Annotated in this window: 13 protein-coding genes, 1 tRNA gene and 1 pseudogene; 1 reads left to right on the forward strand and 14 read right to left on the reverse strand. The window is 54.3% G+C overall.

The features are described from left to right. The 4 genes from BLV81_RS22690 to rpsL form a co-directional block, all read right to left on the reverse strand. On the reverse strand, window positions 1–491 hold a 491-nt coding region (locus BLV81_RS22690), incomplete at its 3' end, for a GTP-binding protein (protein ID WP_143036428.1). 159 nt (window positions 492–650) lie between these two features. Continuing rightward, window positions 651–2,756: an elongation factor G gene (fusA, locus tag BLV81_RS22695; RefSeq protein ID WP_092360174.1), complete on the reverse strand. Its 2,106-nt coding sequence runs from the start codon at window positions 2,754–2,756 to the stop codon at window positions 651–653. Between the two features lie 124 nt (window positions 2,757–2,880). After that, window positions 2,881–3,351, reverse strand: coding sequence for a 30S ribosomal protein S7 (gene rpsG / locus BLV81_RS22700; RefSeq protein WP_061936365.1), 471 nt, complete (start codon window positions 3,349–3,351; stop codon window positions 2,881–2,883). Window positions 3,352–3,488: 137 nt separating this feature from the next. Further along, window positions 3,489–3,872 (reverse strand): 30S ribosomal protein S12, encoded by a 384-nt coding sequence (gene rpsL / locus BLV81_RS22705; RefSeq protein WP_014004389.1) that lies wholly within the window; start codon window positions 3,870–3,872, stop codon window positions 3,489–3,491. Window positions 3,873–4,321: 449 nt separating this feature from the next. On the opposite strand from rpsL, the gene BLV81_RS22710 reads away from it, so the two are divergent. After that, a complete protein-coding gene (locus BLV81_RS22710) occupies window positions 4,322–6,118 on the forward strand; it encodes a phosphoethanolamine transferase (RefSeq protein WP_176992941.1) in 1,797 nt (598 codons plus the stop codon). Between the two features lie 125 nt (window positions 6,119–6,243). On the opposite strand, the gene rpoC is transcribed toward BLV81_RS22710, so the two are convergent. The 10 genes and pseudogenes from rpoC to tuf form a co-directional block, all read right to left on the reverse strand. Then, the gene (gene rpoC / locus BLV81_RS22715; RefSeq protein ID WP_092360176.1) at window positions 6,244–10,482 is read right to left on the reverse strand and encodes a DNA-directed RNA polymerase subunit beta'; all 4,239 of its coding nucleotides are present in this window, start codon (window positions 10,480–10,482) and stop codon (window positions 6,244–6,246) included. Window positions 10,483–10,683: 201 nt separating this feature from the next. Continuing rightward, window positions 10,684–14,790 (reverse strand): DNA-directed RNA polymerase subunit beta, encoded by a 4,107-nt coding sequence (gene rpoB, locus BLV81_RS22720; protein ID WP_092360177.1) that lies wholly within the window; start codon window positions 14,788–14,790, stop codon window positions 10,684–10,686. Window positions 14,791–15,070: 280 nt separating this feature from the next. Next, window positions 15,071–15,445 (reverse strand): 50S ribosomal protein L7/L12, encoded by a 375-nt coding sequence (rplL, locus tag BLV81_RS22725; RefSeq protein WP_092360178.1) that lies wholly within the window; start codon window positions 15,443–15,445, stop codon window positions 15,071–15,073. A gap of 73 nt (window positions 15,446–15,518) precedes the next feature. Further along, window positions 15,519–16,016, reverse strand: a complete 498-nt coding sequence (gene rplJ, locus BLV81_RS22730) for a 50S ribosomal protein L10 (RefSeq protein ID WP_092360179.1) — start codon at window positions 16,014–16,016, stop codon at window positions 15,519–15,521. A 361-nt stretch (window positions 16,017–16,377) separates the two neighbouring features. Continuing rightward, a complete protein-coding gene (rplA, locus tag BLV81_RS22735; RefSeq protein WP_092360180.1) occupies window positions 16,378–17,073 on the reverse strand; it encodes a 50S ribosomal protein L1 in 696 nt (231 codons plus the stop codon). Next, window positions 17,073–17,504: a 50S ribosomal protein L11 gene (rplK, locus tag BLV81_RS22740; protein ID WP_038484621.1), complete on the reverse strand. Its 432-nt coding sequence runs from the start codon at window positions 17,502–17,504 to the stop codon at window positions 17,073–17,075. Before rplK ends, rplA begins: the two co-directional genes overlap by 1 nt. Window positions 17,505–17,692: 188 nt before the next feature. Then, entirely contained in the window at window positions 17,693–18,292 is a 600-nt protein-coding gene (nusG, locus tag BLV81_RS22745; protein ID WP_092360181.1) for a transcription termination/antitermination protein NusG, read from the reverse strand. Further along, window positions 18,292–18,675, reverse strand: coding sequence for a preprotein translocase subunit SecE (gene secE, locus BLV81_RS22750; RefSeq protein ID WP_092360182.1), 384 nt, complete (start codon window positions 18,673–18,675; stop codon window positions 18,292–18,294). Before secE ends, nusG begins: the two co-directional genes overlap by 1 nt. Window positions 18,676–18,720: 45 nt before the next feature. Then, a tRNA-Trp gene (locus tag BLV81_RS22755) sits at window positions 18,721–18,796 on the reverse strand. Between the two features lie 126 nt (window positions 18,797–18,922). Further along, window positions 18,923–19,287, reverse strand: a pseudogene (tuf, locus tag BLV81_RS22760) (elongation factor Tu); the annotation flags it as partial.

The following is a 19,287-nucleotide window of genomic DNA, read 5'->3' on the forward strand; positions in this document are numbered from 1 at the left end:
GGGAAATCATACTTGGTCAACAGCTCGCGCACTTCCATTTCAACCAGCTCGAGCAACTCTTCGTCGTCGACCATGTCGGCCTTGTTCAGGAACACGATGATGTATGGCACGCCAACCTGACGCGACAACAGGATGTGCTCACGTGTCTGTGGCATCGGACCGTCAGCTGCGGAACATACCAGGATCGCACCGTCCATCTGTGCCGCGCCGGTGATCATGTTTTTCACATAGTCAGCATGGCCTGGGCAGTCAACGTGGGCGTAGTGGCGGTTTGCAGTTTCGTATTCAACGTGCGCAGTGTTGATCGTGATGCCGCGCGCTTTTTCTTCTGGCGCTGCGTCAATCTGATCGTACGCTTTGGCTTCGCCGCCAAATTTCTTCGACAACACTGTCGCGATCGCTGCTGTCAACGTGGTCTTGCCGTGGTCAACGTGGCCGATAGTACCAACGTTGACGTGCGGCTTGGTCCGCTCGAATTTACCTTTTGCCATTTTATTCTTCCTTCAAAAAGAACGATGTTGTTAAACGATGTACTAATTTAGTTCTTTGCAATGCAAGCGTTTTATCTAGTCAGTTGAGGACAGAGTCGCACGGAGAGTGTAATTCGCCACGCTACGGTGGCTCTTAAACTCTGTCCCCAATGAGACAAATTACTTAGCTTTGGACGTTACGATTGCATCGATAACGTTCTTCGGCGCCTCAGCGTAATGCTTGAATTCCATCGAGTAAGTTGCACGGCCTTGAGTAGCCGAACGCAACGAAGTCGAGTAACCGAACATTTCCGACAGAGGTACTTCGGCCTTGATGATCTTGCCGCCACCGCCGGCGATTTCATCCATACCTTGAACCATACCGCGACGCGACGACAGATCGCCCATCACAGTACCGGCGTAGTCTTCCGGAGTTTCGACTTCAACCGCCATCATTGGCTCCAGAATAACCGGGCTGGCTTTACGGCAGCCGTCCTTGAACGCCATCGAAGCGGCCATGCGGAACGCATTTTCGTTCGAGTCAACGTCATGGTAAGAACCGAAGAACAGGGTTACCTTGACGTCTACCACAGGGTAGCCGGCCAGGACACCGGTGTTCAATGTTTCACGGACACCCTTTTCAACCGCAGGGATGTATTCGCGTGGAACGGTACCGCCCTTGATCGCGTCGACGAACTCGAAGCCCTTGCCCGGTTCTTGCGGCTCGATCTTCAGAACCACGTGACCGTATTGACCGCGACCACCCGATTGCTTGACGAACTTGCCTTCGATTTCTTCGCAAGTCTTGCGGATGGTTTCGCGATACGCAACTTGCGGCTTACCGACGGTCGCTTCAACGTTGAATTCACGCTTCATACGATCGACGATAATGTCCAGATGCAACTCGCCCATACCGGCGATGATGGTCTGACCCGATTCTTCATCTGTGCGAACACGGAACGAAGGATCTTCTGCCGCCAGACGATTCAAAGCCAAGCCCATTTTTTCCTGGTCTTGCTTAGTCTTAGGCTCAACCGCCTGCGAAATCACCGGCTCAGGGAAAATCATGCGTTCCAGGATGATGAATGCATTGGCGTCGCACAGTGTGTCGCCAGTGGTTGTATCCTTCATCCCGATCAGTGCAGCGATGTCACCGGCCAGAATTTCCTTGATTTCTTCACGCTGGTTCGCGTGCATCTGCACGATACGGCCGATACGCTCTTTTTTACCCTTGATCGAGTTCAGAACGGTGTCGCCCGAATTCAGTGTGCCCGAGTAGCAGCGCATGAAGCAGATCTGACCGACGAACGGATCGGTTGCGATCTTGAACGCCAGGCCGGAGAACTTTTCGCCGTCTTCAGGCTTACGCGAGATCGGCGCATCGTCTTCGTCCAGGCCCGGTACCGGCGGAATGTCCAGCGGCGACGGCAGGTACTCGACCACGCCGTCCAGCATGGCTTGCACGCCTTTGTTCTTGAACGCAGTGCCGCACATCATCGGAACGATTTCGCTGGCCAGGGTACGCTGACGAATCGCAGCCTTGATTTCAGCTTCGGTCAGGTCGCCTTCTTCCAGGTACTTGTTCATCAGCTCTTCCGATGCTTCAGCGGCGGCTTCAACCATGTTTTCGCGCCACTTGGCAGCATCGGCGGCCAGCTCGGCAGGAATCTCACGGTAGTCGAACTTCATGCCTTGAGTAGCGTCGTCCCAGTAGATAGCCTTCATCTTGACCAGATCGATCACGCCTTCAAACTTTTCTTCAGCGCCGATAGGCACTTGCATAGGAACCGGGTTCGCCTTCAAGCGCGAACGCATTTGTTCGTACACCTTGAAGAAGTTCGCGCCGGTACGGTCCATCTTGTTGACGAATGCCAGACGTGGAACCTTGTACTTGTTGGCTTGGCGCCAAACTGTCTCCGATTGTGGCTGCACGCCGCCTACTGCACAGTAAACCATGCAGGCGCCGTCCAGGACACGCATCGAGCGCTCAACTTCAATCGTGAAGTCGACGTGGCCCGGAGTATCGATGATGTTGATGTGGTGTTCAGCGAAATTACCCGCCATACCCTTCCAGAAGCAAGTCGTTGCAGCGGAAGTGATGGTGATGCCGCGCTCTTGCTCCTGTTCCATCCAGTCCATGGTGGCTGCGCCATCATGCACTTCACCGATTTTGTGATTCACACCGGTATAAAACAGAACGCGTTCTGTAGTCGTGGTTTTACCTGCATCGATGTGAGCGGAGATACCGATATTGCGATAGCGCTCAATGGGGGTCTTGCGAGCCATGATTTAATCCTAAGTCTTTTAATGCACGAAACCGAGCGCCATTTTTAATAAAAATATGCGCTCGGCTCGAACAAATTTCAGATGCGGACAGCGACTCGATTCAGGGAGCCGGCTGCCCAGTCTATTAGAAGCGGAAGTGCGAGAACGCCTTGTTCGCTTCTGCCATACGGTGAACTTCGTCACGCTTTTTCATTGCGCCGCCGCGGCCTTCTGCGGCTTCCAACAATTCGCCACCCAGACGTTGCGGCATCGATTTTTCGCTGCGCTTGTTAGCTGCTTCACGCAACCAACGCATCGACAAAGCCATACGACGGACAGGACGAACTTCAACTGGCACCTGGTAGTTTGCACCACCGACGCGACGCGACTTGACTTCAACCAATGGTTTGGCGTTGCTGATAGCAAGGGCAAACACTTCCAGCGGATCTTTGCCGGATTTGGTTTGAATGTGCTCGAAGGCACCGTAAATGATGTTTTCTGCGACCGATTTCTTACCGGACAACATCAGGACGTTGACGAACTTCGCAACATCAACATTACCGAATTTTGGATCCGGCAGAATCTCCCGCTTGGGGACTTCACGACGACGTGGCATTTCGATTCCTTTCAATCTTCAGTTGAGCAGCAGATCTTTTGTTTCTGCACGCTCGCGGACAGCCATCATAGCTACCCACTTACTCGGCCCATGGGGGACCGACACTTATTCGCTTGGCTTACGCCGCACGAAAACTATTATTTCTTTGCAGCCTTAGCACGCTTTGCACCGTACTTCGAACGTGCTTGCTTACGATCCTTGACGCCCTGGGTATCCAGTGCACCGCGAACCATGTGGTAACGCACACCCGGCAAGTCTTTCACACGGCCGCCGCGCAACAGCACGACACTATGTTCTTGCAGGTTATGGCCTTCACCGCCGATGTACGAAATGACTTCGAAACCGTTGGTCAGGCGAACTTTGGCAACTTTACGCAGAGCCGAGTTTGGCTTCTTTGGAGTTGTCGTATAAACGCGGGTGCAAACGCCGCGTTTTTGCGGGCTGTTTTCCAGCGCTGGTGATTTGCTCTTTACGACCGCAGAAACGCGCGGCTGGCGAATCAATTGATTGATGGTTGGCATCGTTATATATCCAACAAAATTACGACGTTAATAACAACAATCCCGAAATCGGTTGTCCGGGATTGGACAGATACTTGCGCTAGGAACCGCACAATTTGCGCACCGTTCGCGCAGTTCGACATTCGGCAGTAGAGGAGAAACGCGCTATAGAAAGCGGAAGCAGACCAAAGAACGTTCGGCCCAATAGAGCCTACAATCGAGAACCCGCGAGTATATCCCTATGATGCCTGGCAGTCAACCGCCGTCTTGGATGTGCGGTCCGTAAACGCAACAAAAGCACAACACCAACATAACTGATTGCAACAGTCCCGGCCGCCACATATGGCGATTAATTATTTGATAACAAAGCTGCGGCTATTGCCTGCGCATGTCTCGCTATATCTCATCCATCCCGGTTCCCGTCACCAGCTTTGCGGGATAATAAGACTCGACTATTTTTCTCCCCGATGATGCCTGCCTTGTTTCGCCGCAATAACCTGTTCGTGCTGGTTACCTACCTGGCCCTGTCCCTGGTGCCCTTCGTACCGCTGCTGTTCGGCCAGACGATCGATCATCCGATTCGGATCATCGCCACGGAAATGGCGATCTGGCTGGTCATCTGGTCCATCTTCAAGCGTCCCGCCTGGTTTCACTGGTTGTTGTTCCCGGCCTTTTTTGCCTCGCCCACCGAGATCTATCTGCGCAAGTTTTATGGCCAGGGGATTTCAACCCATCACCTTGGCATCATTGCCGAAACCAGTCCTGGCGAAGCCATGGAGTTCCTGGGCAATAAAGTCTGGTGGCTGGCGCTGATTCTCGCACTAATCGTTCTGTGGTGGGCGCTAAGCTGGCTGGCGGCCAGTCGCACACGCGATCTTGACCTGAAAGGGCCTTCGCGCTGGTTTGGTTGGTTGGTGCTTACTGTTGGCTTATGCGTTTGGCTGTACGGGCAGCAAGTCGGTATCCAAGCCGCGCCAGCGGCTAGTGCAAATAGCAAGGTTGCCTCTTTGCCCATCCCTCAAGGCATGCATCTCGGCAAGCTTCCCGCATGGGCGGCAACACCGCTGGAAGCGGATCCGGTCAGCCGTACCTGGCCGTTCGGCTTGGCGGTACGCGGTTACGATTTCTGGAAAGAACAGGAATACCTGGACGATCTGGCGCACAAGAACCGCCAATTCCATTTTGGCGCACATCAGGCAAGCCAGCAAAACACGCCGCAAATTGTCGTCATGGTGATCGGCGAGTCATCCCGCTACGATCGCTGGAGCTTGAATGGTTATCAACGTGACACCAATCCCTTGCTGAGCAAGGAAAGCAACCTGGTCAGTTTTTCAGATGTCACCACGTCGGTATCGGCAACCCGGTTATCGGTACCGGTCATGGTATCGCGCAAGCCGGCGACAGACAGCCTGAAAGCCGGCTTTGCCGAGAAGTCCTTTATCACGGCCTACAAGGAGGCTGGATTCAAGACTTACTGGATTTCGAACCAGATGTCGTACGGCAAATTCGATACACCGGTATCGGTATTCGCCAATGAAGCGGACGTAGTGCAATTTCTCAACCTGGGCGGCTTCACCGACACCTCGAACCTGGACGCCATCCTGCTGCCGCAACTGCAGAAAGCGATGGACGATCCTGCGGCCAGGAAACTGATCGTGCTGCATACGCTGGGCAACCACTGGAACTACAGTCACCGCTACCCCCAGCAATTCGACAAGTGGCAGCCCTCGCTGTTCGGCATTGAACACCCTGCTTACACCAACCTGGCGAACAAGACGGCGCTGAACAATAGCTACGATAGCTCGATACGGTATGTGGACTGGTTTCTGTCGCAAGTAATAGATACGCTCAGGGATTCGAAGCAATTGAGCGCGATGATGTACTTCTCGGATCACGGCCAGACGCTGTACGACGGCAGCTGCAAAATCGCCTTCCATGGCCACAACACCCAGTTCGAATTCCACATACCAGCCCTGATGTGGTATTCCGATTTGTACAAGCAAACCTATCCGGACAAAGTGGCGCAGCTGCAGCGCCATAAACGCACGCGGATGACTACCGAAAATGTATTCCACTCGCTGCTCGACCTGGCCGATATCCGCTATCCTGACGAGCACCTGGAATGGAGTTTCCTGAGCAGCAAGCTGCGGCCGCATAAACGCTATGTCGACAGCTACGGCTGGACCGATTACGACAACTCTACGTTCAAGGGCGACTGCAGGGAAGTGATCGACAATGGCAAGCCTCTGCGGCAGCAGAGGGATTGACGTTATCCGACCTGAACAATCCGGTATTCCTTGTAATTTTCCAATATTGCATCATTACCCCAAAAAAAACGGCAGTGGATGATTTCTCATCCACTGCCGTTTTGCTTGCTGATCCAATAAAAGGATTAAGCTTCGCCGCCCTGCTGCGCACCCAGCTCTTCAGCTGCGCGTGCTTCCGCAGCTGCCAGGCGTGCTGCCTGCTCGGATTGCAGCAATGCTGCGCGCTCTTCCGCTTCCCAGCTGTCTTTTTCCTTGCGTGCACGATGGAACGCGAGACCGGTGCCGGCTGGAATCAGACGACCGACGATGACGTTTTCCTTCAGACCGCGCAGAGTGTCTTTCTTGCCCATGATTGCGGCTTCGGTCAACACCCGGGTGGTTTCCTGGAATGAGGCGGCCGAGATGAACGAATCGGTCGACAACGATGCCTTGGTAATACCCAGCAATACGTTTTCGTAAGTTGCAGGAATCTTGCCCGCAGCAATCACGCGATCGTTTTCGTCCAGCAGTTCCGAGCGCTCAACCTGCTCGCCAGTGATGTAAGAAGCATCTCCCGCATCGACGATCTGAACGCGGCGCAACATCTGGCGCACGATCACTTCGATGTGCTTGTCGTTGATCTTCACGCCTTGCAAGCGATACACGTCCTGGACTTCGTCGACGATGTAACGCGCCAGCGCTTCGATACCCAACAGGCGCAGGATGTCTTGCGGATCGGCTGGGCCGTCGACAATCATTTCGCCCTTGTTCACAACCTGGCCGTCATGCACCAGCACTTGCTTGTCCTTGGTAATCAGGAACTCGTGCTTGTTGCCGTCCATGTCCGTGATTTCCAGACGTTGCTTACCCTTGGTTTCCTTACCGAAGGCCACAGTACCTGTGACTTCGGCCAGCATACCTGCATCCTTCGGCGAACGTGCTTCAAACAGCTCGGCAACGCGTGGCAGACCACCGGTAATATCGCGTGTCTTTTGCGATTCAGTCGGGATACGCGCCAACACTTCACCAACGTGCACTTGCTGACCGTCTTTCACGGTAATCAGCGCACCGACCTGGAAGCCGATGGTCACTGCGTGTTCAGTACCGGCGATCCTGACTTCTTCGCCTTGCTCGTTCAACAGTTTGACCTGTGGACGAACAGTCTTGGTGACCGAACCGCGACGCTTCGCATCGATAACCACCAATGTCGACAGACCGGTAACTTCATCGATCTGACGGGCAACGGTAGAACCTTCTTCGACGTTCTCGAAACGGACCGTACCGGTGTACTCGGTAATGATAGGACGGGTCAACGGATCCCATGTCGCCAATGCCGTGCCGGCCTTGATGGTCAAGCCATCCTTGACGATCAGGGTGGCGCCGTAAGGCACTTTATGACGCTCGCGCTCACGGCCATGGTCGTCAGTGATCAAGACTTCACCGGAACGGGAAATCACGATCAGTTCGCCCTTGCCGTTAGTCACGTAACGCATGGTCGCCGTGAAGCGGACCGTACCGTTGGACTTGGCTTCAACGCTGGACGCCACTGCCGAACGCGATGCCGCACCACCGATGTGGAAGGTACGCATGGTCAGCTGGGTACCAGGTTCACCGATCGACTGCGCAGCAACCACGCCGACGGCTTCACCGTTGTTGACCAGCGAGCCGCGGCCCAGGTCGCGACCGTAACATTGTGCGCACAGGCCGTAGCGTGTGTCGCATGTCAGTGGTGTGCGGACCTTGACTTCATCGATGCCCAGGCGTTCGATTTCTTCAACTGCATCTTCGTCCAGCAAGGTACCGGCTTCGTACAGCGTGCCTTGGGTTTCCGGATTGACGATGTCGTTGGCGGCAACACGGCCGAGGATACGGTCGCGCAGCGCTTCGATAACTTCACCGCCTTCAACCATGGCCTTCATCGAGGCGCCGTTGGAAGTGCCGCAGTCGTCTTCGATCACGACCAGATCCTGGGTCACGTCAACCAGACGACGTGTCAGGTAACCCGAGTTCGCAGTCTTCAGCGCGGTATCGGCCAGACCTTTACGTGCACCGTGGGTCGAAATAAAGTACTGCAAAACGTTCAGACCTTCGCGGAAGTTCGCGGTGATCGGCGTTTCGATAATCGAACCATCCGGTTTCGCCATCAGGCCACGCATACCGGCCAGCTGACGGATCTGCGCTGCGGAACCGCGCGCACCGGAGTCGGCCATCATGTAAATCGCGTTGAACGATTCTTGCGTACCCTTGGTGCCGTCGCGGCGCACCACGTCTTCTACCTTCAGCTGTTCCATCATGGCCTTGCCGACGTCGTCGCCGGCCTTGCCCCAGATGTCCACCACCTTGTTGTAGCGTTCGCCGGCAGTCACCAGACCGGACGAGTACTGCTGTTCGATCTGTTTCACTTCTTGTTCTGCAGTAGCGATGATGGTTGCCTTTTGCGGTGGTACCAGCATGTCATCCACGCAGATCGAGATGCCGGCGCGGGTCGCCAGGCGGAAACCGGACTGCATCAGCTGGTCGGCAAACACCACCGTAGCGCGCAGGCCGCACTTGCGGAATGCCGTGTTGATCAGCTTCGAGATTTCCTTCTTCTTCAACGCGCGGTTCAGCACGGTGAATGGCAGGCCCTTGGGCAGGATTTCCGACAGGATCGCACGGCCGACAGTCGTTTCGTAACGCTTGATGGTCTTGACGAACTCGCCTGTGACCGGATCCTTCGGATACTCGGTAATACGCACGGTAACGCGGGTAGTCAGCTCGACTTCCTTGTTGTCGTAAGCGCGGATGGCTTCCGACACGTCAGGGAACATCATGCCTTCGCCCTTGCCGTTGATTTGCTCACGAGTGGCGTAGTACAGACCCAACACGATATCCTGCGACGGCACGATCGACGGTTCGCCGTTCGATGGGAACAGGATGTTGTTGGAAGCCAGCATCAAAGTGCGCGCTTCCATCTGTGCTTCGATCGACAGTGGTACGTGAACCGCCATTTGGTCGCCGTCAAAGTCGGCGTTGAATGCGGCGCAGACCAGCGGGTGCAATTGAATTGCCTTGCCTTCGATCAGGACCGGCTCAAACGCCTGGATGCCCAAGCGGTGCAATGTCGGCGCACGGTTCAACATGACCGGATGTTCACGGATCACGTCTTCCAGGATGTCCCACACCACGGAAGTCTGGTTTTCAACTTCCTTCTTGGCTGCCTTGATCGTGCTGGCGATGCCCATCACTTCCAGCTTGTGGAAAATGAATGGCTTGAACAATTCCAGCGCCATCAATTTCGGCAAGCCGCATTGATGCAGTTTCAGTTGCGGGCCCACCACGATAACCGAACGGCCGGAATAGTCGACGCGCTTACCCAGCAAGTTCTGACGGAAACGGCCGCCCTTGCCCTTGATCATTTCTGCCAGGGATTTCAGCGGACGCTTGTTGGCGCCAGTCATTGCCTTACCGCGGCGGCCGTTGTCCAGCAGCGAGTCAACCGCTTCTTGCAACATCCGCTTTTCGTTGCGGGTGATGATTTCCGGAGCGCGCAATTCCATCAGGCGCTTCAGACGGTTGTTACGGTTGATGACGCGGCGATACAGGTCGTTCAGGTCGGAGGTCGCGAAACGGCCGCCATCCAGCGGCACCAGCGGACGCAACTCAGGCGGCAGCACCGGCAACACTTCCATGATCATCCAGTCAGGCTTGATGCCCGAACGCTGGAACGCTTCCAGCACTTTCAGGCGCTTGGCGTATTTCTTGATCTTGGCTTCGGACTTCGATTCTTTCAATTCCTGACGCAGGGTTTCCGCATCACGATCGATATCGATCGCGCGCAGCAACTCACGGATGCCTTCGGCGCCCATGAATGCGGTGAAATCGTCGCCGTATTCTTCGTATTTGGCGGCGTAGTCGTCTTCCGACATGATCTGGCAGCGTTTCAGCGGAGTCATGCCTGGATCGGTGATGACGTAGGCTTCAAAATACAATACGCGTTCGATATCCCGCAGGGTCATGTCGAGGACCATGCCCAGACGCGACGGCAGCGATTTCAGGAACCAGATATGCGCAGTTGGCGAGGCCAGTTCAATGTGACCCATGCGCTCGCGACGCACTTTTGCCAGCGTGACTTCAACGCCGCACTTTTCGCAGATAACACCGCGGTGTTTCAGACGCTTGTACTTGCCGCAGAGGCATTCGTAATCCTTGATCGGGCCAAAAATCTTGGCGCAAAACAGACCGTCGCGCTCTGGCTTGAAGGTACGATAGTTGATGGTTTCAGGCTTTTTTACTTCGCCATAAGACCACGAACGAATTTTTTCGGGCGACGCCAGACCAATCTTGATCGAGTCGAACTGTTCATTTTGCTGAACTTGCTTGAATAAATCGAGCAGTGCTTTCATGTATCACTCCAGTTGGCGTGAAGAAACTAAGATTCTTTACTATTGCTGCGTAGGGGAAATTGATCGCCCCACATCCTTTGTATCGCTGCAGTCCGGTCTGACTCGATCTCACGGTCTAGTCAGTTGGGGACAGAGTAATTCGTCGCCCTTCGGCGCCTCATAAACTCTGTCCCGCAATGAGGGACGGTCGATCTTGACCGCTTATTCGCGGTCAAGATCCATGTCAATACCCAGCGAACGGATTTCTTTCAACAGCACGTTGAAGGATTCCGGCATGCCAGCATCGATTACATGGTCACCCTTGACCAGGTTTTCATACACTTTGGTACGACCGTTTACGTCATCCGACTTCACTGTCAGCATTTCTTGCAGCACGTACGACGCACCGTAAGCTTCCAATGCCCAAACTTCCATCTCACCGAAACGCTGTCCACCGAACTGCGCTTTACCACCCAGCGGCTGCTGGGTAACCAGCGAGTAAGGACCGGTGGAACGTGCATGCATCTTGTCATCGACCAGATGGTGCAGTTTCAGGTAATGCATGTAGCCGACCGTGACATTACGCTCGAAGGCTTCACCGGTACGACCGTCATACATCGTGACCTGATTCTTCGATGGCGTCATGCCGAGCTGCTTGGCGATTGCGTCCGGGTACGCCAGATCCAGCATGCGACGAATTTCTTCTTCGTGCGCACCGTCGAACACTGGGGTAGCGAATGGCACACCTTGCTTCAGGTTATCCGCCAGATGCAGGATTTCGTCGTCGCTCAGGCCGTCCAGGTCTTCCGTCTTGCCCGATTCGTTGTAGATCGTGTTCAGGAACTTGCGCAGCTCGGCAATCTTGGTTTGCGCCTTCAGCATTTCGCCGATACGCAGACCCAGACCCTTGGCAGCCCAGCCCAGATGCACTTCCAGAACCTGACCGATGTTCATCCGCGATGGAACGCCCAACGGGTTCAGCACGATGTCTGCCGGTGTACCGTCAGCCATGTGCGGCATGTCTTCGATCGGCAGAATGCGCGAAACCACACCCTTGTTACCGTGGCGACCGGCCATCTTGTCGCCTGGTTGCAGACGGCGCTTGACAGCCAGGTAAACCTTGACCATCTTTTGCACGCCAGGCTGCAGCTCATCGCCCTGGGTCAGCTTCTTGCGCTTTTCTTCAAATGCCAGATCGAACTGATGGCGCTTTTCAGCGATCGATTCCTTGATCGCTTCCAGTGCCACGGCAGCATCGTCGTCCGCCGGACGAATATCGAACCAGTGGTATTTGTCCAGGTCTGCCAGGTATTCCTTGGTCAGCTTGGCACCCTTGGCCAATTTCTTCGGACCGCCGTTGACAACCTTGCCGATCAACATGCGTTCCAGACGTTCGAAGGCATCGCCTTCAACAATCCGCAACTGGTCGTTCAGGTCCAGGCGATAGCGTTGCAGTTCGTCGTCGATAATCTGTTGTGCACGTTTGTCGCGTTGGATGCCTTCGCGGGTAAACACTTGCACATCGATCACCGTACCGACCATGCCTGAAGGCACGCGCAGCGAGGTATCTTTTACGTCCGAAGCTTTTTCACCGAAGATCGCGCGCAGCAGCTTTTCTTCCGGCGTCAGCTGGGTTTCACCCTTAGGCGTCACCTTACCGACCAGCGTATCGCCGGCTTCAACTTCAGCACCGATGTAGACGATGCCGGATTCATCCAGACGCGCCAACTGGTTTTCGGCCAGGTTGGAGATGTCGCGGGTGATTTCTTCAGCGCCCAGCTTGGTGTCACGTGCAACCACCGACAGCTCTTCGATATGGATCGAAGTGTAGCGATCGTCAGCCACGACTTTTTCGGAGATCAGAATCGAATCTTCGAAGTTGTAGCCGTTCCATGGCATAAACGCCACCAGCATGTTCTGCCCCAGAGCCAGCTCGCCCAGATCGGTCGATGCGCCATCGGCGATCACGTCGTGCTTGGCGACGCGGTCGCCAACTTGCACGATAGGCCGTTGGTTGATGTTGGTGTTCTGGTTCGAACGTGTGTACTTGATCAGGTTGTAGATATCGACACCGACTTCGCCGGCAGTCGCTTCTTCGTCATTCACACGAATCACGACACGGCCCGCATCGACGTAATCAACGATACCGCCACGCAGCGCCTGCACGGTGGTGCCCGAGTCGACTGCCACGGTACGTTCGATACCGGTACCGACCAATGCCTTCTCCGGACGCAGGCAAGGCACTGCCTGACGTTGCATGTTGGCGCCCATCAATGCACGGTTCGCATCATCGTGTTCGAGGAACGGAATCAGCGAAGCAGCAACCGACACCACCTGGCCTGGCGCCACGTCCATGTACTGGACGCGCTCTGGCGATACCAGGATGGTTTCGCCGGCTTCACGCGCCGAAACCAGTTCATCGGACAGCTTGAGCGATTTGTCGATAGTCGCATTGGCCTGGGCGATGATGTAGCGGCCTTCTTCAATGGCCGACAGATAATCGATCTGGTCGGTAACCTTGCTGTCTTCAACCTTGCGGTACGGTGTCTCAAGGAAACCGTATTCGTTCAGGCGAGCATACAAAGCCAGCGAGTTGATCAGACCGATGTTCGGGCCTTCCGGTGTTTCGATCGGGCACACGCGGCCATAGTGGGTCGGATGCACGTCGCGCACTTCAAAGCCGGCGCGCTCACGGGTCAAACCGCCCGGTCCAAGTGCCGATACGCGGCGCTTGTGGGTGATTTCCGACAGCGGATTGGTTTGGTCCATAAACTGCGACAACTGCGACGAACCGAAGAATTCACGGATAGCAGCCGAAATCGGCTTGGAATTGATCAGGTCATGCGGCATCAGGTTGTCCGCCTCGGCTTGGCCGAGACGTTCCTTGACTGCGCGCTCAACCCGCACCAGACCGGCACGGAACTGATTCTCGGCGAGTTCGCCGACACAACGCACACGACGGTTACCCAAGTGATCGATATCGTCCACTTCGCCGCGGCCGTTACGCAATTCAACCAGGATCTTGATCACGGCCAGTACGTCTTCGTTCGACAGCGTCATGGCGCCAGTCAGTTCATCGCGGCCGATGCGGCGATTGAACTTCATGCGGCCGACAGCCGACAGATCGTAACGATCGGCGTTATAGAACAGGCCGTTGAACAGCGCTTCAACCGAATCTTCGGTTGGCGGTTCGCCAGGACGCATCATGCGATAGATCGCAACGCGGGCAGCCATCTGGTCGTTGGTGTCATCGCTGCGCAGAGTTTGCGAGATGTAGCTGCCTTGGTCCAGATCGTTGGTGTACAGAGTCTGGATGTCGGTAACGTCTGCTTCGCGCAGCTTGGCCAGCAACTCTTCAGTCAACTCGTCGTTGGCGTTGGCTACTACTTCGCCAGTGTCGCCGTCGACGATGTTGCGCGCCAGGACGCGGCCCAGCAGATAGTCTTCCGGTACCGAGATATGCTTGATGCCGGCAGCTTCAACGTCACGCACGTGCTTGGAGTTGATACGCTTGTCTTTAGCGACCAGGACCTTGCCCGATTTGTCGGTGATGTCGAAACGCGCGACTTCACCGCGCAGGCGTTCTGCGACGAATTCCATCTCGGCGCCTTCGTTGCGCAACGCAAAGTTGTCGAATACGAAGAAGTTGGCCAGGATCTGCTCGACCGACATGCCGATCGCTTTCAGCAGGATCGTCACTGGCATCTTGCGGCGACGGTCGACGCGGAAGAACAGGATGTCTTTCGGATCGAACTCGAAGTCCAGCCAGGAACCACGGTAAGGAATGATACGGGCCGAGAACAGCAATTTACCGGACGAGTGCGTCTTGCCGCGGTCATGTTCAAAGAACACGCCTGGCGAGCGATGCAGCTGCGATACGATGACGCGCTCGGTGCCGTTGATCACGAACGAGCCGGTAGTTGTCATGAGCGGCAATTCGCCCATGTAAACTTCTTGCTCTTTCATTTCCTTGACGACCGGCTTGGTCGGCGATTCTTTATCAAGAATCACCAGACGCACCTTGGCACGCAATGGCGACGCGAACGTCAATCCGCGCTGTTGGCATTCCTTGACGTCAAACGGTGGATCACCGAGAACGTACGACAGGAATTCGAGACGCGCAAAACCATTGTGCGAAACGATAGGGAAAATAGAAGTGAAAGCCGATTGCAGGCCCTCGTTCTTACGTTGAGACGGTACTTTGTCTGCTTGTAAAAAGCCAAGATACGACTCGAGCTGGGTCGCCAGCAGGAACGGAACGTGGTGAACGTTAGCGCGTTTCGCAAAAGATTTACGAATACGCTTCTTCTCAGTAAATGAGTAGTGCATTGAACACTCCGTGAGTGACAGGAAGGATAGAGAATTCAGGATTCGCTGGATCTTTCAGTCAAACTAGATAAAACTAAGGGTCTAGTAGTAGTCTAGTTGAGCTGTCTTAACCAACAATTCCTCAAGTCTCAGCCCTTCGAGCTTGATGGCAACGGACGCTTAATAAAACAACAAGCGCTAAACAAAATCGAAAACGACAAAGGAGCCAAAGCCGAACTCTCCTTTTCGAGAGTTCTGCACTTTGACTCCAGCGCAATAAATGCGCTCTAAAAAGCTGAAATTACTTGATTTCAGCTTCTGCGCCGGCTTCAACCAATTTCTTGGCTGCTGCATCAGCGTCGGCTTTCGAAACGCCTTCTTTAACTGCCTTCGGTGCACCGTCAACCAGGTCTTTAGCTTCTTTCAAGCCCAGACCGGTGATTTCGCGGACAGCCTTAATCACGCCAACCTTGTTCGCGCCGATGCCCTTGAGCATGACGGTGAACTCGGTTTGCTCTTCAGCAACAGCAGCAGCGCCGCCGCCTGCGCCGCCAGCAACTGCAACAGCAGCTGCGGAAACGCCGAACTTCTCTTCGAATGCCTTTACCAGGTCATTCAATTCCATAACAGTCAGACCATCAATCTGGGTCAGGAATGCATCTTTATCAAAAGCCATGTGAAACTCCTAATTTTTTACAGTAATAACATCTGATTGGTTTTAACGCCAAGAAAGCGCCATGAAGCTGCAATTAAGCAGCTTCGGCTTCTTTCTTTGCTGCCAGAGCAGCCAAACCACGCACAAATCCAGCGATCGGCATCTGCATCATGCCCACAACTTGGGCCAGCAGAACTTCGCGACTTGGAATGTTTGCCAACGCTTGCACAGCCGCCTTATCCAGCGGCTTACCAGCGAAGTTACCTGCCTTGACGACCAGTTTGTCGTTGGTTTTTGCAAAGTCATTGATGACTTTTGCAGCAGCAACGGCGTCCTCGGAGATCGAATAGATCAACGGGCCGGTCATTTGCGAGGCGAGGTCGGCAAACGCGGTACCTTCAACGGCGCGACGTGCCAGTGTATTTTTCAATACACGCAAGTACACACCCTGGGTACGCGCATTAGCGCGCAGTTGGGTCAAGTGACCAACCTGGATGCCACGATATTCGGCCACGACGATAGTCTGTGCAGCAGCTACTTTTGCAGAGACTTCGGCGACTACGGCCTTTTTGTCATTCAGATTGAGACTCAAGATCAACCTCCAAAAATGATGCTCGGAAATTACATAACCTCAAATGGCTACTTACTTCACATCGGTTCGAACACGGCGTCCGAAGTTAGGAGTTCAGAACTAGCGCATGATATTAAACACGCAGCGATGAGACTACAAAACTTGTTCGGGTACACCATCTGCGTTGGGTGCCAAACGATTGCCCGTTTGATGTTTAACTTTGTGCCTACCTGCTGCACGCCGCCCAACGGTCTTTGATTGCCTGGACCTGCATCGATGCCGCCAATACAGATCCAGCCCAAAGATTCGCCTGATGACAATGTGACCTGCACACCGTCTTCAGGACTTGATTCAATACAGCTCAGCTACTCAGCCCAGTTAATTAAGCAGCCAGTGTCGATTGATCGACACGAACGCCGGCACCCATTGTCGAAGACAAGGACACCTTGCGCAGGTATACACCCTTGCTGGTAGCTGGCTTAGCTTTGCTCAATGCATCGATCAGTGCCAACAAGTTGGACTTCAGTTCTGCATCGCTAAACGATTTACGACCGATAGTTGCGTGAATGATACCGGCTTTGTCGGTACGGTATTGCACTTGACCGGCTTTTGCATTCTTGACGGCAGTAGCTACGTCAGCAGTCACGGTGCCAACCTTCGGATTTGGCATCAGGCCGCGTGGTCCCAGGATCTGGCCCAGGGTACCAACGATACGCATGGTATCTGGCGATGCGATCACGATGTCGAAAGGCATGTTGCCGGCTTTGATTTGCTCAGCCAGGTCTTCCATGCCAACGATGTCGGCGCCGGCAGCTTTAGCTTGCTCGGCTTTTTCGCCGGAAGCAAATACTGCAACGCGAACGGTCTTGCCGGTGCCGGCTGGCAGCACGACGGAACCGCGAACCACTTGGTCCGATTTCTTTGCATCAACGCCCAGCTGGACGGACACATCGATCGATTCATTGAATTTTGCAGTGGCGCATTCCTTGATCAACGCAACAGCGCTGTCGAATGGATATACCTTAGTGCTATCAATCTTGGATTTGATCGCTTTTGCGCGTTTAGTTAACTTAGCCATTACAGACCCTCCACCGTGATGCCCATCGAACGAGCAGAACCGGCGATAGTACGTACGCCAGCTTCCAGATCAGCACCAGTCAAATCGGGCTTCTTCAAGGTAGCGATTTCTTCTGCTTGCTTACGGGTGATCGAACCGACTTTGTCGGTATGCGGCTTAGCCGAACCCTTGGTGATGCCAGCAGCCTTCTTGATCAGGATCGTTGCCGGAGGAGTCTTCATCACGAATGTGAAGGACTTGTCGGCGAACGCTGTGATCACGACTGGAATTGGCAGACCCGGCTCGACACCTTGGGTCTGGGCATTAAATGCCTTACAGAATTCCATGATGTTCAGACCGCGCTGACCCAGTGCTGGACCAATTGGTGGGGATGGGTTTGCTTTACCAGCTGGAACTTGCAGCTTGATAAAACCAATGATTTTCTTTGCCATGATGGCTCCTAAAGTTGTGAGTATTAGCGCCCGGTCAATTAAACTGCACAAACCGCAATCTAGTGGGGCTCCTCTTACTGCTTCGAATTCCATGCGGTTTAATGCATGACGCTCCGAAAGGCGCTTAATTTCTTGTTCTTCTTGTTACTGATATTCTTACTATTGCCATCTAGCCCGGCAAAGCCAGGTCAGACCTTTTCAACCTTGTCGAATTCCAGCTCAACCGGCGTAGCACGGCCGAAGATGGTGACGGTCACGCGCACGCGCGATTTTTCGTAATTCACTTCTTCCACGTTGCCGTTGAAGTCGGTGAAAGCACCTTCCTTGATACGTACCAGTTCGCCAACTTCATACAAGACCTTAGGCCGCGGCTTCTCGATGCCCTCTTGCATTTGCTGCATGATCTTGTCGACTTCATGCTGCGGAATCGGGGTAGGCTTGTTCGACTTGCCGCCGATGAAACCGGTTACCTTGTTGGTGTTCTTGACCAGATGCCAGGTTTCGTCAGTCATTTCCATCTCAACCAGCACATAGCCCGGGAAGAAACGACGTTCGGTAACGGCTTTCTGGCCATTCTTGACTTCAATCACTTCTTCAGTCGGCACCAGGATCTGGCCAAACTGTTCCTGCATTCCAGCGCGGTCGATCCGCTCGGTCAGCGCGCGTTGCACGCTCTTTTCCATACCGGAATAAGCATGCACCACATACCAGCGCTTTTTGCCCGCTGGCGCCGAAGGCGTCACAACAGGCGGAGTTGCTTGCGCATCGTTTTGTGTGCTATCGCTCATTATTGTTTCCAACCCAATATCACGTCGTACAACAAGACCTCGAGGAGCTTATCGATACCCCAGAGGAAAATCGCCATCACCAGCACAAATGCGAAAACGATGGCAGTGATCTGCATCGCTTCCTTGCGGGTCGGCCAAACAACTTTTTTGGTCTCGCGCACGGCTTCTTTGGCAAAACCAAGGAACTCACGTCCTTGAGTCGAAGTCCATGCCAGCGCGACTGCCACCACCAAACCGGCAACCAGTGCGCCAGCGCGCACCAGACCAGACTGGCCCGACAAAAAATAAAAGCCGACAACGCCGGCAACGACAGCCAAAACTGCCAGTATTACTTTGAGCTTGCTACCGGCTTCGCCGACAGTTTGCACAGGGTGGTTAGACATACGCGGCTTACTTTCAGTAACTTCAGTACCCTACACCTGAATCGGTGGCAGGGGCGGAGGGCATCGAACCCCCAACCTCCGGTTTTGGAGACCGGCGCTCTGCCAATTGAGCTACACCCCTACGCTTAAAACACTTTATCTGAACGGCTTGGCCAGCTAACTTAATGCATACCGTTTGCATACCATTCAGACATCAACGCCGCGAGGCGGGAATTTCCCGGGTCGCGGCGATTACAACTTTTTGCTATTACGCGTCAGGCAGGATCTTGGCAACCACACCTGCGCCAACAGTACGGCCACCTTCGCGAATCGCGAAACGCAGACCTTCTTCCATCGCGATCGGGTTGATCAGCATGACTGTGATCGACACGTTATCGCCTGGCATGACCATTTCTTTGTCTTTCGGCAACTCGATCGAACCAGTCACGTCCGTAGTACGGAAGTAGAACTGTGGACGATAGTTGTTGAAGAAAGGTGTATGACGGCCGCCTTCGTCTTTCGACAGAACATAGATCTCGCCAGTGAAATGCTTGTGTGGCTTGATCGAATTCGGTTTAGCCAACACCTGGCCCCGCTCTACGTCTTCACGCTTGGTGCCGCGCAACAACACAC

Origin of the sequence: Collimonas sp. OK242, assembly GCF_900107095.1 — a bacterium.
Classification (GTDB): Bacteria; Pseudomonadota; Gammaproteobacteria; order Burkholderiales; family Burkholderiaceae_D; genus Collimonas.

Coding starts and splice junctions, on each gene's coding strand:
- fusA (WP_092360174.1), bottom strand. CDS start 2,756: ATGGCTCGCAAGACCCCCATTGAGCGCTATCGCAATATCGGTATCTCC.
- rpsG (WP_061936365.1), bottom strand. CDS start 3,351: ATGCCACGTCGTCGTGAAGTCCCCAAGCGGGAGATTCTGCCGGATCCA.
- rpsL (WP_014004389.1), bottom strand. CDS start 3,872: ATGCCAACCATCAATCAATTGATTCGCCAGCCGCGCGTTTCTGCGGTC.
- BLV81_RS22710 (WP_176992941.1), top strand. CDS start 4,322: ATGCCTGCCTTGTTTCGCCGCAATAACCTGTTCGTGCTGGTTACCTAC.
- rpoC (WP_092360176.1), bottom strand. CDS start 10,482: ATGAAAGCACTGCTCGATTTATTCAAGCAAGTTCAGCAAAATGAACAG.
- rpoB (WP_092360177.1), bottom strand. CDS start 14,790: ATGCACTACTCATTTACTGAGAAGAAGCGTATTCGTAAATCTTTTGCG.
- rplL (WP_092360178.1), bottom strand. CDS start 15,445: ATGGCTTTTGATAAAGATGCATTCCTGACCCAGATTGATGGTCTGACT.
- rplA (WP_092360180.1), bottom strand. CDS start 17,073: ATGGCTAAGTTAACTAAACGCGCAAAAGCGATCAAATCCAAGATTGAT.
- rplK (WP_038484621.1), bottom strand. CDS start 17,504: ATGGCAAAGAAAATCATTGGTTTTATCAAGCTGCAAGTTCCAGCTGGT.
- nusG (WP_092360181.1), bottom strand. CDS start 18,292: ATGAGCGATAGCACACAAAACGATGCGCAAGCAACTCCGCCTGTTGTG.
- secE (WP_092360182.1), bottom strand. CDS start 18,675: ATGTCTAACCACCCTGTGCAAACTGTCGGCGAAGCCGGTAGCAAGCTC.